Consider the following 15,679-nt stretch of genomic DNA (forward strand, 5'->3'; position numbering starts at 1 on the left):
TAAGGTCCCGGTGCCGACATGGTGCTAACTTGATGTTCCGGTGAGGCGGCGGTCACCGGTGTGTCGGCAGGAGGGTGTCGTGTTAGAGAGTGTGTTCGGTGTCCACCCGACAATCCTCCTCGAGCTTCTGACTATCCCACTTTTTACGGGAATCATCGGCTACATCACCAACTGGACCGGCGTGCTCATGCTGTTCCGGCCACTTGCTTTCCATGGCTTCCGACTACCCGGTCTTCGCGCGCTGTATCCCTTCCTGCCCAAAAGAATTCAGGTACTTCCGCTACTGAGTTACGACGGCAGATTCGGCTGGCAGGGCATCGTGCCGTCGCGCGCGGACAAGATGGCGAGCATCGCGGTCGACAAGGGTCTGGCCAAACTGGGGAGTGTCGCGGATTTCTATCGCGAGTTGGAGCCGGACAAGCTCGCCGAGCATCTCGCGAGCATCGCCGACGAACAGATCCAGACGATCGTCGAAGATATTCTCAAGCGGGAGCATCCACAGCTCTGGTACAACCTGCCGAGCCAAGTGCGCGACATGGTCCAAGCCAGAGTCCGGCAACAACTGCCGGATATTCTGCGCGAACTGACCGATGAATTAGGCGCGAATATTGATCAACTGCTCGACGTGAAGCAGATGGTGATTCGTTACTTCCAGGGCAGGCCGCAACTGCTCAACACCCTGTTTCAAGTACTCGGGGCGAAAGAGTTGCGGTTCATGATCAACTTCGGCTTCTACTTCGGTGCGCCGATGGGCGTCGTGCTGGTTGCCCTGCTGCATTTCACCGGGTTGTCGTCGTTGATCGTGCTGCCGATCGGCGGGGTGATCATCGGCTGGGTGGTCAACTGGGTGGGCATCAATATGATCTTCGCGCCCGCCTACCCGAAGTGGTGGTGCCCGTGGCGGCAGGGTCTGCTGATCAAGCGCCAGTCCGAAATCACCGACGGCTACGCCGAATTGGTTTCCAGTCAGGTGCTGACGGTCGCCAACATCGGCGACGAGCTGCTCAACGGCCCGCGCTCGGACCGCACCATCCAGATGCTCGAGGACACCCTGCGCCCCGCCGCCGACCGCGCGCTCGGCCCGGCCAGGCCCGCCGTCAAGTTCATGCTCGGCAGCCGCGACTACGACTCGCTGCAGGACACCTTCACCGCCGAGGCCATGGCCATCGCCCCGATCGCCTTCGCCGACCCGGAGTTCAACGTCCGCCAGGGCAGGCAGATCAACTCCTACATCGCCAAACAGATGGCGGCACTGCGGCCGCCGGACTTCGTCGACATGCTGAGATCGGCCATCAAGCAAGATGAGTGGCTGCTTTTTCTCCATGGCGGCGTGTTGGGCCTGTTCGCCGGATACGCTCATATTCTGATATTCGGAACAGGAGTGGCGACCACATGGCTGTAGCGAAATCCGACCCCGGCGACGATGCCGGGGCCGTCGAGCACTCCGCCGCGGCCGTCGCGCCGTCGACCGAGCTCGCGCGACGGCCGGACAGCAACGTCTTACGCCACGACGAATCACCTTCGCGGGTGGGTTATCCCATCGCCGGGGTGCGCGCGGCGACCGGCGTGGCCAGGGTGGCCTGGTCCGCGGTGACCGGTGCGACCGCGTGGGGTGTCGGCACCGCGGTCGGTGTCACCTCGACGGTCGTGCAACGCAGCATCCAGGGCGTGCCGCCGCGAGAAGTGCTGGCCGAGGCCGAATCCGAGGTGCGCGACCGGGTGCGCCGGGCGCTCGGCTTCCCCGAAGCCCCGAACGAGACTGCCGCGCAAGCCGTTCCCACGCTGCGCGAGCAGGGTGCGGCGCTGCTGCGACTGTCGGCGAGCACGCACGGCGACGAGGAGAACCATCCGGCGTTCGCGGGCATGCTGGCCGAGCTTACCCCCGACGAGGCCCGGATCCTGCGCTTCCTGCGGCTGGACGGCCCGCAGCCCTCCATCGACATCCGGACCGGACGCCCGCGCGCGCTCGGCGCCGAACGCGTCGGGTCGATGCTGACGCTGGTCGGCGAGCAAGCCGGACTGCGCTTTCCGAACCGGATCCAGCAGTACCTGACCAACCTGCGCAGGCTCGGACTGGTCGAGCACGCCCGGGAGCCGGTCGGCAATCCGCACCGATACCAGCTACTGGAGGCGCAGGCGCCGGTGCGCGAGCTGCTGAAGCGCGCCGGGTTCGGCACGAAGATCATCTACCGCAGCGTGGCGCTCACCGGGTTCGGTGGCGACTTCGTGCGGACCTGCCTGCCGGTCGCGATCGAGGACGATCGCGCCGCCGGGCACTGACGACTCCGGCGGCGGTCGACGGGGTCAGTGACCCTCCGCCAGCTCCATCCAACGTTCCTCTGCGGCTTCCTTTTCCGCGATGACCTGCTTGAGCTCGGCCCCGAGTTTGACCAGCTTGTCCGGGTCCGTCGCGGCCTCGGCCAGCGCGGCGTGCAGTTGCCGCTCGCGTTCGTCGAACTTCTCGATGGACCGTTCCAGCTTGGACAGTTCCTTGCGGGCGGCCCGCTGGGTCGCGGCGTCGGTCACCGGCGCGGACTTCGTATCGGCGGCGCCCGAACGGGCCACGGCGTCACCCTGCGCGGCGCGCTTCTTCAGGTACTCGTCGATGCCGCCGGGCAGATTGGTGAGCTTGCCGTCGCCGAACAGCGCCCAGGTGGAGTCGCAGATGCGCTCGATCAGGTAGCGGTCGTGGCTGATGACGACCAGGGTGCCCGCCCAGTTGTCGAGCAGGTCTTCCAGCTGCTGCAGCGTATCGATGTCCAGGTCGTTGGTCGGCTCGTCGAGCAGCAGCACGTTCGGCTCGGCCATCAGGATGCGGGTCAGCTGCAGCCTGCGCCGCTCGCCACCGGACAGATCGCCGACCGGGGTGCGCTGCCTGGCCGGGGTGAAGCCGAGCCGCTCGGCGAGCTGACCCGCCGAGATCTCCTTGTCGCCCAGCATGATTCGCTGCGCGACCTGTTGCACCGCCTCCAGCACGCGCATGTCGGTCGGCAGATCGTCGAGTTCCTGACGCAGCCAGCCGATCTGCACCGTCTGGCCTTGAATGCGTTTGCCCGCCGCCGGTTCCGTCTCGCCGGCCAGCGTGCGCAGCAGGGTCGTCTTGCCGGAACCGTTCACGCCGACCAGGCCGACCCGCTCCCCCGGCGCGAGCCGCCAGGTCAAGTCGCGCACCAACTCCCGGCCGTCCGGGGTGGTGAGGGTGGTGTCCTCCAGCTCGATGACGACGCGGCCCAGCCGCTTTCGCGCGAACGCGGCCAGCGACACACTGTCGCGCGGCGCGGGCACATCGGCGATCAGCGCCTCGGCGGCCTCCACCCGGTAGCGCGGTTTGGAGGTGCGGGCCTTGGCCCCGCGCCGCAGCCAGGCCAGTTCCTTGCGGGCCAGGTTGGCGCGCCGCGCCTCGGAGGCGTCGGCCTGCCTCGCGCGCTCGGCGCGGGCGAAGATCCAGTCGCCGTAGCCACCCTCGTAGGTCTCGACCTTGCCGCCGACCACCTCCCAGGTGTTGGTGGCGACGGTGTCGAGGAACCAGCGATCGTGGGTCACCACCACCAGCGCGCTGCGCCGGTTGAGCAGATGCTGGGCCAGCCACTGCACGCCTTCGACGTCGAGGTGGTTGGTCGGTTCGTCGAGCACGAGCAGGTCGAGCTCGCGGACCAGCGCGGCGGCCAGCGCGACGCGCCGCCGCTCACCGCCGGAAAGATTGTCGATCGAGGTTTCCAGCCCGAGCCCGGCGATGCCGATACCTTCCATCACCGACCGGATGCGCGGGTTGGCCGCCCACTCGTGCTCGGCGACGTCGTCGGTCATCGCGTCGTCGGCCAGCCCCGCCAGCACAACATCGCCCACCGTCGAGCCGGGCGGCAGCACGCCGCGCTGCGTCACCGTGGCGATCCGCAGCCCGCCGACCCGGCTGACCCGCCCACTGTCCGGCGGCTCCAGCCCGGTGAGCACCTCGAGCAGCGTGGTCTTACCGCCACCGTTCAAACCGACAACCCCGATACGCTCGCCCGCGTGGACGCCCATCGATACGTTGTCTAGCAGCGGAGTGATCCCAAAACTCTTGGAGACCTGCTCGAGGTTGATCAGGTTGGACATGAATCCTTCCGGTCCTAACGGTGGCGGGCTCGTTGCTTGCCCAGAGCCAGCGTACTGAGCTCCCCACCTCGCGGTTCCGCGTGCCCACGTCTGGGCTGTCCTCAACGCTTACCCGGGGTCTCGCTGTTGACGACACGGGCGCCGGGCACGGGGCCGCTCGCGGTCCGGACGCTGCGGCAAACACCGGCGCCCGCCAGCTCCGCCGCTACCGCGACTGCGGATTCCTCGCTTTCGCACAGGAACGCGCAGGTCGGGCCGGAGCCGGAGACCAAACCGGCCAGTGCCCCTGCGTTGACCCCGGCCCGCAAGGTCCGGCGCAGCTCCGGCTTCAGCGACAAGGCGGCCGCCTGCAGGTCGTTACCCAGCAGGGGGGCGAGCTGTTTCGGGTCGCCGAAGGCCAAGGCTTGCATCAGCTGTTGTGGTTCGCCGAGCCGCGGCGGGGTGCCGTGCTCGCGCAGCCGGTCGAGTTCGGCGAAGACCGCCGGGGTGGACAAGCCGCCCTTGGCCAGCGCGAGCACCCAGTGAAAGCTGTTGCGGGACAGCACCGGAAGCAGTCGTTCGCCGCGCCCGGTGCCGAGCGCGGTACCGCCGTGCAGCGCGAACGGTACGTCGCTGCCGAGTTCGGCGGCCACGGCGGACAGTTCGTCGCGGGTGAGCCCGAGATCCCACAGTTCGTTGAGTCCGACCAGCGCGGCGGCGCCGTCCGCGCTGCCGCCCGCCATTCCGCCTGCCACCGGAATGCCCTTGGCGATAGCGAACTCCACCAGCGGCGCCCGGCCGGCCAGGTGCGCCAGCCGGACCGCCGCTTTCCACACCAGATTGGTGCGATCGGTGGGCACGTCGGCGGCGCCTTCGCCGGTGACCCGCACGGCCAGCGAGGCCGCGGGGGCGATCTCCACGTCGTCGCTCAGCGACAGCGCCTGGAACACCGTAGTCAGGTCGTGGAACCCATCGGCGCGCAGGTCACCGACTCCGAGATGGAGGTTCACCTTCGACGGCGCGCGCACGGTGATGGGGCTCGGCACAACTGACAGCACGGTGCCCAAGCCTAACGGGTGGTCCCGGCCGTCGCGCCCCCCGATATCGGGCTATCACTCGAGCGGAATCGTATGGTTACAGCAGCGCACCGCCGGTGGCATCGATCCACTGCCCGGTGACCCAGCGCCCGTCGGCGGAGGCGAGGAAGCCGACGACATCAGCCACATCGGCGGGTTGACCGAGCCGGTTCAGCGGCGACATGCGCGACACCATCGCTGCGGTCTCGGCATCATTCAGGAAGTGCGCGTTCATGTCGGTGTCGATCACACCGGGTGCGACCGCATTCACGGTGATCCCGCGCGCGCCGACCTCCTTGGCCAGCACGCTGGTCATGGCATTGATCGCACCTTTGGTCATCGTGTAGGCGATCAGCTCCGGCATGTGCGCCCCGTGGGTGAGGCCGGTGGAGATATTGATGATCCGGCCGCCGTCACGCAGCCGGTCCAGGCCGAGCTTGGTCACGAAGAACGGCGCCTTGGTGTTGACCGCGAAGACCCGGTCGAACGCGGCCTCGTCGGTGCCCGCGATCGGCTCGCGGATGCCGTCGATGCCCGCGTTGTTGACCAGGATGTCCACCCCGTCGGCATGTGCGTCGAAGGCGGCCCACAGTGCCGCGGCGTCGTCGGGCACGCCGAGCTCGGCGCGGATGGCGAAGGCCGAGCCGCCCGCGGCCTCGATCGCGGCGACGGTTTCCTTGGCCGCCTCGTCATTGCCGTTGTAGTGCACCGCTACCCGTGCGCCGTCCCGGCCGAGTCGTTCGGCGATGCCGCGGCCGATGCCCCGGCTGGCTCCGGTCACCAGTGCGGTCTTGCCTGTCAGTGCGCCCATTGTGCGTCCCTTTCTCTAGCGATCACTACAGAATCAGACGTTAGCACATTATCTAGCGATCGCTATAGAATGAGTCCCATGAGCACTCCGACCCGAGGCAGGCCGCGCTCGTTCGACCGAGCGGCCGCACTGGACAAGGCCACCCGGCTGTTCTGGGCGCGCGGCTACGAGGCCACCTCGATCGGTGATCTCACCGCCGCGATGGGCATCGGCGCGCCGAGTCTCTACGCGGCCTTCGGTGACAAGGCGACGCTGTTCAACGAGGCCGTACAGACCTTCGGCGCGCGGTACGGCCAATTCATTGCCCGCGCATTGGCGGAGGAGCCGACAGCCGAGGCGGCGGTGCGGCGCTTCCTGCGCGAGGGGGCGGCGGAGTACACCCGGCCCGACTGCCCGCACGGCTGCCTGGTGATGAGTGCGGGCGTGAACACGACGAGCGGCGAGGTCGCCGACATGCTGCGCGGATTGCGCGAGCGGAACCTCGGCCTGATCAGGGAACGCATTCAGGCCGACATCGACGCGGGCGTGCTCGTCACCGACGCCGACGCGGCGACCCTGGCGCGCTACGTCGGCACGGTCATGCAGGGAATGTCGCAAGCGTCGCGGGACGGGGCGAGCCGAGCGGAACTGGAGAAGGTTGCCGAGTTGGCGATGCACGGCTGGGTGGCGACGACACCGGAAGGATGAGGTCGCGGCGCGATAAATGGCTCTGAAGTATGAAAGGAACAGCGCAGGCACCGTGTGACGATCATCCGGTGATCGAGCAGCCTGAAATTCATGTCGGACCCGCCAGCGGAACGCTGCTGGAGCAGCCGGTTTCCGCACCGTCCGGCCGGATCTTCTGGACATTGGTCGGGCTCTACGTCCTGGCGACCCTGCTCGGCTCGGCGGCGATGCTTGCGCTGCAACCGGTTTCGGGCATCGACCCGCCGGCGCTCGCGCTGGTTCAGTTCGGTCCGGCGCTCGGCGCAGTGGTCACCTGGTTCAGCGGTCGCAGGATTATCAAGCCACTGCTTCCGGCGCCGGTGCCTGCCAAGCAAGTGCGTGCGAATCTCACCTACGTTCTGGTGGCCTGCCTGCTCTGCGGGTTATTGATCGCCGGGGCAACGGCATTCGCGGGGCACGATCTGGTCGGGCCCGCTGCGGTCGGGGGCGTGCCCTTCGTGGTGTTCTTCGTGATTCAGCTCGTCGGCGCGACCGGCGAGGAGATCGGGTGGCGTGGGTTGCTGCAACCGCTGCTGGAATCGCGAGTGCGCCGGTTCGTGGCGATCGTGGTGACCGGTGCGGCATGGGCGCTGTGGCACGTGCAGGCGTTCGGCGCGGGTCCGGTGGTCGCTGTCTCCTTCTTCATCTCCGCGATGGCGTTCGCGGTGCTGCTCGGCAGCCTCGGTACCGGTAGCTGCCGGCAGCGGATTGTGGTTGCGGCGGTGGGGCACTGGTTGATCAATGCCGGGATCTATCTGACCGCCGGGGACGAGACACTCGGCAGCCCGCAGGTCGTATTCATCGCGATGGGGGCTGTTGTCGCGACCGCGGTGACTCTCGCAGTACGGTCGTGGCGGACGCGATGAACGGTCGAATCGCCACTTGCGTGGCATACCCATGGGGGGTATGTTCGTTCATGTCGGGGTACCCCCGGCCCGTATGATGAAAATGAGCGAAGGAGTCGGAGATGCCCAGTTCCACCTACACCGTGACGGGGATGACCTGCGGGCACTGCGTGAGCTCCGTCAAGACGGAGATCGGCAAGATCGACGGCGTCACCAGTGTCGATGTCGATCTCGCCAGCGGTGCGGTCACCGTCGACAGCGCGGCACCGATCGCCGATTCCGAGATCGCCGCCGCCGTGGACGAGGCGGGGTACGAGGTCGCCGTCTGATACCGGACCGGCGGGCGTTCGCCGCCTTCGGGCGCCGAATCAGGCCGGAGCCTTGCACTTTCGGATCGCGGGACCGGACGGCACGCCGGTTCGTCCGGTTCCGCATCCACCACGAAAGCCTGGCTGATCATCCGGCCCGATACGACGCAGGATCAGGTGCGACCGATCGCACTCGAAGTCGCGTCCTCTGCGCAGACCCCCCGAGTGCGGGCGCGTATCGGCGCTATCTAGACTTCTCCCCCGGCGGCGCGGTGCACACCGCACCGTTCACCATGGACGACGCCATGGTCGAATCATCCACAGGCTCATCCACATCCGGCGGCACACTGCGTCAGGGTGCCGAGCACTGAGGTCCGCACTTGCGGGTCTCCGCTCGATCGCTCCGTCGGCAGACGGGCTGACCTGCGCTTACCGCGCCGTGCGAATCGTGAAGACGCACAATCGGATAGACGACACCACTGCGGCCGCCCACGTTGCGACAAAAAGGCAAAAGCCAGTTATCCACAATCTGCATCGCCGGAATTACCGGTGGAACGCGTTGCCGATACAGGTTCGCTGCGCGCGTATTCGCTTCGGCCGCAACACAAACCGACCAGTACGCCTATCTCGATACTCTCCCGGTGACTGCGTTACTCAGGCCTGGGCGGCGAGGCGGACGAACGCCGCTGTGTCGAGGGTTTCACCGCGGGCCGTCGGGGCGATGCCGGCGGCGACGAGACGACGTTCGGCTTCCGCGGGTGAGCCGGCCCAGCCGGCCAACGCTGCGCGCAAGGTTTTGCGGCGTTGTGCGAAAGCCGCGTCGACGACCTCCCAGACGCGGCGGCGATGGTCGTCGTCCATCGACCACGGGGGTTCGGCGTAGCGGTCGACGCGGACCAAGCCGGAATCGACGCGCGGAACCGGCCAGAAGACCTGGGTGCCGACGGCGCCCGCGCGGCGGACGGTACCGAAGAAGCCGGCCTTCACGCTGGGCACGCCGTAGATGCGACTGCCGGGGGCGGCCGCGAGCCGGTCCGCCACCTCGGCCTGCACCATCACCAAAGACACTGTGATGCTAGGCAATTCGGCCAGGAGGTGCAGCAGCACCGGGACCGCCACGTTGTATGGCAGGTTCGCCACCAGCGCGGTCGGCGACACCGGGAGGTCGGCGGCGGCGACCCGCAACGCGTCCGCTTCGACAACCGTCAACCGGTCGGCCAGTTCGGGCGCCCGGTCCGCGACGGTCACCGGGAGGTGCTCGGCGAGCACCGGATCGATCTCGACGGCGACGACCGAATCCACCACGTCGAGCAGCGCCAACGTCAGCGAACCGAGTCCCGGCCCGACCTCGAGCACCACGTCGTCACGCCCGACGCCGGCCGCCGTGACGATCCGGCGCACCGTGTTCCCGTCGTGCACGAAGTTCTGCCCGAGCTGCTTGGTCGGCCGCACGCCGAGCCGCTCGGCCAGCACCCGCACTTCGGCGGGTCCGAGCAACGCGGCACTCCCACGAGCAGCAACTTCAGGTTCGGACACCTGAAGAACCTATCAACCTCCGGGATGTGCCCTGCGCAAACCTGGCCTCGCCGCCTACCGCTGCGGCGCCGGTGCCTTGACGCGGTCGAGGAAGGAATCGATGGCCGCCCACATCGGCGGGTTGAGCTGGGTGTGCGTGCCGGTGCCGGTGACGGTCTGGAAATCGACACCGTTGGCGGCGAACTGGGCGGCCAGTGCGGCGTGCAGTGGAGAGGGCACGACGGTGTCGGTGACATTGAGCAGCAACAGGATCGGGGCGTCGTAGCCGGAAGTCGGCACGGTGAGGTAGGTGTCGAGGGCGGATCGGATGGGCTCGTCGGCGAGCGGCCTGGCGAGCAGGTCGCCGACGCCGAGGCCGCGCACGCGCTCGGTGATGCCGTCCAGGCACCGGGTGCCGACGCTGTCCAAGACCTCTCGCCCCTGCGGGGTGAGGTACTGGTCGACATTCACGTCAGGGCGGGCGGCGCGCAGACCCGCCAGGATGCTGACGAAGAAGCTCATCGCGCCGTCACCACCGCGGACCGCAGGGATGTTCGGCCCGGCCAGTGGCAGCACCTTCTCCACATCGGATTCGGGGTCGATCGCGATGGTGCCGCGGAAATCCAGGTCCGGCGCGTAGCTGGCTTGCAGGTGGCCGGTGCCGAGCGCGGCCTGCCCGCCCTGCGACACCCCGAGCACGGCCCAGGTGCGCGACAACTCGGGATGAGTGGTGCGGGCGGCGCGCAGCAGATCGATGGTGGCGGTCGCCTCCGAGGCGATCTCCAGGTACGGGTGCGGGCCCGTGTCGAAGCGGCCGAGTCCGAGGTAGTCGGGCGCGACCACGGCGAAGCCCTGGCCGAGCAGGCGCTGGATCAGCCGGTCCTCTTTGGACCGGGTCTGCTGATAAGGATGGCCCGCCGGATCGGACTGCCCGCCGCAGCCCGCGCCGAGACCGGTGGTGCCGTGGTCGTAGGCGACGACCGGCCAGCCACCCGCGGGCGGCGTGCCCGGCGGGACGAACAGCGCGCCGCTGGCCTGCCGCGGCGTTCCGTCCGATGCGCGCATCCAGTACTCGACCACCGAGCCACCCGATACCCCGTGCCAGCCGTCCGGCTGGGCGGCGACCGAGATCAGCGTCCCGGGAGTTTCCGCGTGTGCCGGAGCAACATTCACGCACAACGCGGCACTGGCCGACAACGTGGCTACCGCCACCGCACGCCGGCACACCTGAACAACCCTCATCGACCACACCTCACTGACCCGACCCACACCGTCACAAACCTGGACGAGTGTACAGATCAGCGGAATATTGCCTGGTCCCCATGACCGCTCAGCGAATCGAAGGCAACACGAAGGGGTTCCGCCCCGTAACCGCCATCACACGCACAGGTTCTGTTTTCCCGCATAGGGAATCGCATGCAATTTCCTATGCGGGAAAACGAAAGGTGTGCGGCTCGAGGAGGTTCAGCTGATGCCGAGGCGGCTGGTGCAGGCGGGCCAGGCGCCCCAACCCTGCCGGGCGCGGGTGACCTCGGCGATGGCGATCTGCTCCTCGCGGGTCGCGAGGTCGGCGCGGGGTGCGTACTTCAGGCCACCCTGCCGTTCCCAGGTGCTCTGGTCGAACTGGATGCCGCCGTAGTAACCGTTGCCGTTGTTGATGCTCCAGTTACCGGTGGACTCGCAGCGAGCCAGCGCGTCCCAGACCGCTCCGTCGCGCACCGGCGGCACCTCGGTGCCCGGCTTGGCGCCCTTGCGGATGGTCTTCGGCTGCGCGGTCACCGTCACCGTCGAGGCGATCGGCTTACGCTCCACCTCGGCGCCGTTGACCATGGTGACCGCGAACGTGACGTCCTGCACGCCCGGCGCACCCTGGGTTTCCACCACCGAGCGGCTCATGTTCATGGTCGGGTCTTCGATCACGTTCTCCGGCGGGTCGAGCGGCAGCGTCTCCGTCCGCTGCTCGATCCGCTTGCGCGTCACCGTGATTCGGGTGCCATCGGTGAGCGGGGTGGACGCGGCGGGCTCGACGGTGTCCTGCTCGATCAGCGGAACGCCCGCGACCGTGAGCAATTCGCCCACGGTCGGCGCGGCCAACCGCAGGTCGACCGGTGCGCCGCTGCCGTCGATCAGCGAGACCGCCCGTGGCGTCGCGACTTTCAGCGCGGCACCTTCCAGCGGCAGCTTCTCGGTGCGGGCCGGCGAGACGTACACCTCGCTGGGCAGGCTCAGCTGCTCGAGCGCCTCGCCCGCGGTCAGGCCGGTGGTCCACACCTTGCGGGCCTGGCCGTCGACCATCAGCTGCACCTCACGCGCCCGGTTGAGCGTGATGGTGGCGCCGTCGCCGATCCGCGCGGCCAGCCCGGGGGCCACCTTGTCGCGTTCGGTCACCGCGAACCCGGCGGCCCGCAGCACGCCGCGCACGTTGAGCGACATGGTCGTCTCGACCCGCTTCTCGCCGTCGACGACGACCGTCACCGTCTTGCGGTTCACGATCGCGAGCCCGGCGCCGACGATCAGCGTCATCAGCAACGCGCCGACCGCCACGTACAGCAGCGGCGAGCGAGACTGGTTGATCCTCGTGAATGGGGACATGGTCACAGTACGATAACGAGGGGTTTGGGGGTAGACAACCTTCACTGGCTTCAGCTGGAGCTATCAATATCACGAAAAGATATCGACGCCGCAGGTTGATCACGAAATGTGACCTTCATAGTGACCTAGGACACACCCCGCATATCCAGCCCCCTTACGGGTACTCAGAGTGCCGAAAAATAGCGGGTTCGACTCAGATGCCGTAGACGCGACGAGCGTTCGCCGTGGTGATCTTCGCCAATTCGGCCGGGTCCTGTTCGCGCACTTCCGCCAGCGCCCGCACCGTGTACGGCAAGCAATACGGTTCGTTGGGGGCACCACGGAATGGATGCGGGGTCAAATAAGGCGCGTCCGTTTCGACCAGAATGAGCTCGTCCGGCACCACTTTGGCGGCTTCCCGCAACTCGTGCGCATTCTTGAAACTGACCGTGCCGGAGAAACTCAGCACATAGCCCTCGGCCACACAGGCCAGCGCCATCGTGGTATCCGACGAGAAACAATGGAAGATAACGGTATTCGGCGCACCCTCGTCCAGCAGCACCGTCAGCAAATCGTGGTCGGCCTCGCGATTGTGGATCATCAGCGGTTTGCGCAGCCGCTTCGCCAGGCCGATGTGCCAGCGGAAGCCCTCGATCTGCGTCTCGATATCGGCGCAGCCGTCCAGCTTGCCCGGCCAGTAGTAGTCGAGCCCGGTCTCGCCGATCGCGACTACGCGAGGGTCGGCGGCGAGCCGTTCGAGTTCGGCCTTCGCAGCCTCGTCCAGCGCGTTGGCGCGGGTCGGGTGCAGCGCGACGGCGGCGTAGACGCGGGGATCCCAGTGCGCGGCCTGCACGGCCCACTGCGCGGCGGCGAGGTCGTCGGCGACGGTGACCACCTGGCCGACGCCGACCGAGGCCGCCCGGTCCACGATCACGGCGGGGGACGCCGCGTCGGTGGCGCCGCAGGCATCGAGGTGGGTGTGCGCGTCGACGATCGGGGCGAGCGGCTCCGGCAGGTCCGGCGCGGGGCGCTTGTTGCTCATCGGGCACCGCCGTTCACGACACCGGAATCCGTGCCAGGGATATTCGCGCGAAGGTTGGAAACCACGCGCATTACAGTAGACACACCATGAGCGAAGCCGACCGCCCCGCCTTCTATATCACTACGGCCATCGCGTACCCGAACGGTGCGCCGCACATCGGGCATGCGTACGAGTACATCTCGGCCGACGCCATCGCCCGGTTCAAGCGGCTCGACGGGTACGACGTCTTCTTCATGACCGGCACCGACGAGCACGGTCAGAAGATGCAGCAGACGGCCGTCGCCGAGGGCGTCCCGGTGCAGGAGCTCGCGGCGCGCAACTCCGACGTGTTCGAGGCGATGGACAAGACGCTCGACGTCACCTTCGACCGGTTCATCCGCACCACCGACGAGGACCACCAGGCGGCCAGCGTCGCCATCTGGGAGCGGATGCTCGCCAACGGCGATATCTACCTGGGCAACTACTCGGGCTGGTACTCGGTGCGCGACGAGGCGTTCTACACCGAGGAGGAGACCACGCTGCTCGACGACGGCACCCGGATCTCCACCGAGACGAAGACGCCGGTCACCTGGACCGAGGAGTCGAACTTCTTCTTCCGGCTCTCGGCCTACCAGGACAAGCTGCTCGCGCTCTACGAGGAGCACCCCGAGTTCATCGCGCCCGCCACCCGGCGCAACGAGATCGTCAGCTACGTCAAGGCGGGGCTGAAGGATCTGTCCATCTCGCGCACCACCTTCGACTGGGGCGTGCCGGTGCCCGGCCACCCCGATCACGTGATGTACGTGTGGGTGGACGCGCTCACCAACTACATCACCGGCGTCGGCTTCCCGGACACCGAATCCGCTGCATTCCAGCGGTTCTGGCCCGCCGACGTGCACATCATCGGCAAGGACATCACCCGGTTCCACACGGTCTACTGGCCGGCGTTCCTGCTGTCGGCGGGCGTCGAGTTGCCGAAACGCGTTTTCGTGCACGGGTTCCTGTACAACAAGGGCGAGAAGATGTCCAAGTCGGTCGGCAATGTGGTCGACCCGCTGGAGCTGGTGGACACCTACGGCCTGGACGCGGTGCGCTTCTTCCTGCTGCGCGAGATCTCCTACGGGCAGGACGGCAGCTACAGCCACGAGGCGATCGTCGGCCGGATCAACTCGGACCTGGCCAACGAGTTCGGCAACCTGGTGCAGCGCAGCACCAAGCTGGTCGCGCGCGACTGCGGCGGCGTGGTGCCGACGCCGGGTGAGTTCACCGAGGCCGACCAGACACTGCTGGCGTTGACCAATGGGCTGCTCGACCGCTGCCGCGCCGAATTCGACGCGCAGCAAATGCATCTCGCGCTGGAAGCGATCTGGTTGACGCTCGGCGAGACGAACAAGTACTTCTCCGCGCAGGCGCCGTGGGCGCTGGCCAAGTCCGGCACGCCGGAGGATCTGGCCCGCGAGGCGACGGTGCTGTACGTGACGCTCGAGGTATTGCGCATCGTCGCGATCCTGGTGCAGCCGGTGATGCCGGGTTCGGCGGGCAAGATCCTCGATCAGCTCGGCCAGCAGGATCGCAGCTTCGCCGACATCGCGACGCCGATCGTGCCCGGCGTGCCGCTGCCCGCGCCGGAGCCGGTGTACCCCAAGTACATCGAGCCGAAGGAGTGATCCGCACGCGGCCTGCTCGGTCGCGTGCGTCGAATCAGGCTGTGCCCGTGCCGCGTTGGCGGCGCCGCACCATGCTGCTGCGCGCGGGCACACACTGCCTGATGGTCGAGTAGCCCGCGCGCGGCACGGTCCGGCCGAGCGGGCTGTGCTCGATGTGGGCCGGGCCGGCCGCCGGGCGGCTACGGCCGATCGACGCGAGTAGCGCTCGCACCGCGGTGCGCAACAACTCTCGGATTCCCCGTTCGATTCTCCGCCCCGTGTACCACCGCGTACTGAACACCTACCGGAAGGTACCGCACGCGGCCCGAACCCGGACCGAAACGGCCATCGTTGCCCTCCGGCGCGTAATCCCCTGGCGCACAGACGCATAATGCTTGGTTACGAATGCATATGTTCGCTGAACAGGGAGGGCACCGATGCGCCGACAACAGGCGACAGGATCGACACCCATGCCGCAGAACAGCTTCGCCGATCGGCATCGCGCGGCACGAGACGCGGTCCTGGTCTCGCAGCGTGGGCGGCTCATCGAGGCGATGGTCGAATGCGTCGACAGCATGGGGTATTCCGGCACCACACTCACCGATATCGTTGCCCGAGCACGGGTCTCGCGCAGCACCTTCTACGAGCACTTCGCGAACAAGGAAGAGTGCTTCGTCGAGGCGGTGCACACCGGCGTGGACATCGTGGCCACCCGGATCGCCGAGGAACTCGCCCAGCTCGCGCCGGAGGCCGACGCGCACGCCAGGATCGAGTCCATCGTCGTCACCTTCTGCGAAACCGTCGCTGCCGAGCCGGATTTCGCGCGGCTGATCCTCGTCGAGTCGTTCAAGGTGAACCAGGCCGCCGTCGACTTCCGCGACCTGGCCGTCGACCGCTTCGCCGAGCTGTACCGAATTTTCTACGACCAAGCGCGCCAAGCGGATCCGGCCTTACCGGAGGTGTCGGACGAGCTGATCGCCTTACTTCCGGACGCGATCGGCGAGCGGACCCGCCGCGTCATCGTGTCCGACGGCCCCGCTCGCGTGCCCGACCTGGCTCCGCTGTTCGTGCAATTCGTCAAGGCCACACTCGGCCTGTAACCGTAGC

Annotated in this window: 15 protein-coding genes; 7 read left to right on the forward strand and 8 right to left on the reverse strand. The window is 67.6% G+C overall.

What is annotated here, in order from left to right:
* Window positions 1-79 precede the first annotated feature (79 nt).
* Both DBO33_RS37710 and DBO33_RS37715 read left to right on the forward strand, forming a co-directional pair.
* Complete coding sequence (locus DBO33_RS37710; protein ID WP_199856876.1) at window positions 80-1,402, forward strand: hypothetical protein; 1,323 nt, start codon at window positions 80-82, stop codon at window positions 1,400-1,402.
* A complete protein-coding gene (locus tag DBO33_RS37715) occupies window positions 1,393-2,280 on the forward strand; it encodes an Abi-alpha family protein (protein WP_107659294.1) in 888 nt (295 codons plus the stop codon). The genes DBO33_RS37710 and DBO33_RS37715 overlap by 10 nt, the downstream gene beginning before the upstream one ends.
* A 24-nt stretch (window positions 2,281-2,304) precedes the next feature.
* On the opposite strand, the gene DBO33_RS37720 is transcribed toward DBO33_RS37715, so the two are convergent.
* The 3 genes from DBO33_RS37720 to DBO33_RS37730 form a co-directional block, all read right to left on the reverse strand.
* Complete coding sequence (locus tag DBO33_RS37720; protein ID WP_107659295.1) at window positions 2,305-4,095, reverse strand: ABC-F family ATP-binding cassette domain-containing protein; 1,791 nt, start codon at window positions 4,093-4,095, stop codon at window positions 2,305-2,307.
* A gap of 101 nt (window positions 4,096-4,196) precedes the next feature.
* Window positions 4,197-5,132 carry a 4-(cytidine 5'-diphospho)-2-C-methyl-D-erythritol kinase gene (locus DBO33_RS37725; RefSeq protein ID WP_107660941.1) on the reverse strand — a complete coding sequence of 312 codons (936 nt, stop codon included), beginning with the start codon at window positions 5,130-5,132 and terminating at the stop codon, window positions 4,197-4,199.
* 76 nt (window positions 5,133-5,208) lie between these two features.
* Window positions 5,209-5,961 (reverse strand): SDR family oxidoreductase, encoded by a 753-nt coding sequence (locus tag DBO33_RS37730; protein WP_107659296.1) that lies wholly within the window; start codon window positions 5,959-5,961, stop codon window positions 5,209-5,211.
* Window positions 5,962-6,039: 78 nt separating this feature from the next.
* Between DBO33_RS37730 and DBO33_RS37735 the strand changes: the two genes are divergently transcribed.
* From DBO33_RS37735 to DBO33_RS37745, 3 genes are all read left to right on the forward strand, one after another.
* On the forward strand, window positions 6,040-6,648 hold the full coding sequence (locus DBO33_RS37735) for a TetR/AcrR family transcriptional regulator (protein ID WP_107659297.1): 609 nt from the start codon (window positions 6,040-6,042) through the stop codon (window positions 6,646-6,648).
* A 68-nt stretch (window positions 6,649-6,716) separates the two neighbouring features.
* Window positions 6,717-7,532, forward strand: coding sequence for a CPBP family intramembrane glutamic endopeptidase (locus DBO33_RS37740; RefSeq protein WP_159080711.1), 816 nt, complete (start codon window positions 6,717-6,719; stop codon window positions 7,530-7,532).
* Between the two features lie 101 nt (window positions 7,533-7,633).
* The gene (locus DBO33_RS37745; RefSeq protein ID WP_107659299.1) at window positions 7,634-7,840 is read left to right on the forward strand and encodes a heavy-metal-associated domain-containing protein; all 207 of its coding nucleotides are present in this window, start codon (window positions 7,634-7,636) and stop codon (window positions 7,838-7,840) included.
* A gap of 633 nt (window positions 7,841-8,473) precedes the next feature.
* On the opposite strand, the gene rsmA is transcribed toward DBO33_RS37745, so the two are convergent.
* The 4 genes from rsmA to DBO33_RS37765 all read right to left on the reverse strand — a co-directional run bounded on the left by rsmA (window position 8,474) and on the right by DBO33_RS37765 (window position 12,947).
* Entirely contained in the window at window positions 8,474-9,355 is an 882-nt protein-coding gene (gene rsmA, locus DBO33_RS37750; RefSeq protein ID WP_107659300.1) for a 16S rRNA (adenine(1518)-N(6)/adenine(1519)-N(6))-dimethyltransferase RsmA, read from the reverse strand.
* A 54-nt stretch (window positions 9,356-9,409) separates the two neighbouring features.
* On the reverse strand, window positions 9,410-10,576 hold the full coding sequence (locus tag DBO33_RS37755; protein WP_107659301.1) for an alpha/beta fold hydrolase: 1,167 nt from the start codon (window positions 10,574-10,576) through the stop codon (window positions 9,410-9,412).
* Between the two features lie 222 nt (window positions 10,577-10,798).
* Complete coding sequence (locus DBO33_RS44620; protein WP_107660942.1) at window positions 10,799-11,926, reverse strand: resuscitation-promoting factor; 1,128 nt, start codon at window positions 11,924-11,926, stop codon at window positions 10,799-10,801.
* Window positions 11,927-12,119: 193 nt separating this feature from the next.
* A complete protein-coding gene (locus DBO33_RS37765; protein ID WP_107659302.1) occupies window positions 12,120-12,947 on the reverse strand; it encodes a TatD family hydrolase in 828 nt (275 codons plus the stop codon).
* Between the two features lie 41 nt (window positions 12,948-12,988).
* Between DBO33_RS37765 and metG the strand changes: the two genes are divergently transcribed.
* Window positions 12,989-14,593, forward strand: a complete 1,605-nt coding sequence (gene metG, locus DBO33_RS37770; RefSeq protein ID WP_267897924.1) for a methionine--tRNA ligase — start codon at window positions 12,989-12,991, stop codon at window positions 14,591-14,593.
* Between the two features lie 34 nt (window positions 14,594-14,627).
* Here the strand turns inward: metG and DBO33_RS37775 are convergent, their stop codons facing one another.
* Window positions 14,628-14,873, reverse strand: a complete 246-nt coding sequence (locus DBO33_RS37775) for a hypothetical protein (RefSeq protein WP_159080712.1) — start codon at window positions 14,871-14,873, stop codon at window positions 14,628-14,630.
* A gap of 169 nt (window positions 14,874-15,042) precedes the next feature.
* Here DBO33_RS37775 and DBO33_RS37780 point away from each other — a divergent pair, with 169 nt between their 5' ends.
* Complete coding sequence (locus DBO33_RS37780) at window positions 15,043-15,672, forward strand: TetR/AcrR family transcriptional regulator (RefSeq protein ID WP_234391257.1); 630 nt, start codon at window positions 15,043-15,045, stop codon at window positions 15,670-15,672.
* Window positions 15,673-15,679: the final 7 nt, after the last annotated feature.

This window comes from Nocardia suismassiliense (genome assembly GCF_900269665.1).
GTDB lineage: Bacteria > Actinomycetota > Actinomycetes > Mycobacteriales > Mycobacteriaceae > Nocardia > Nocardia suismassiliense.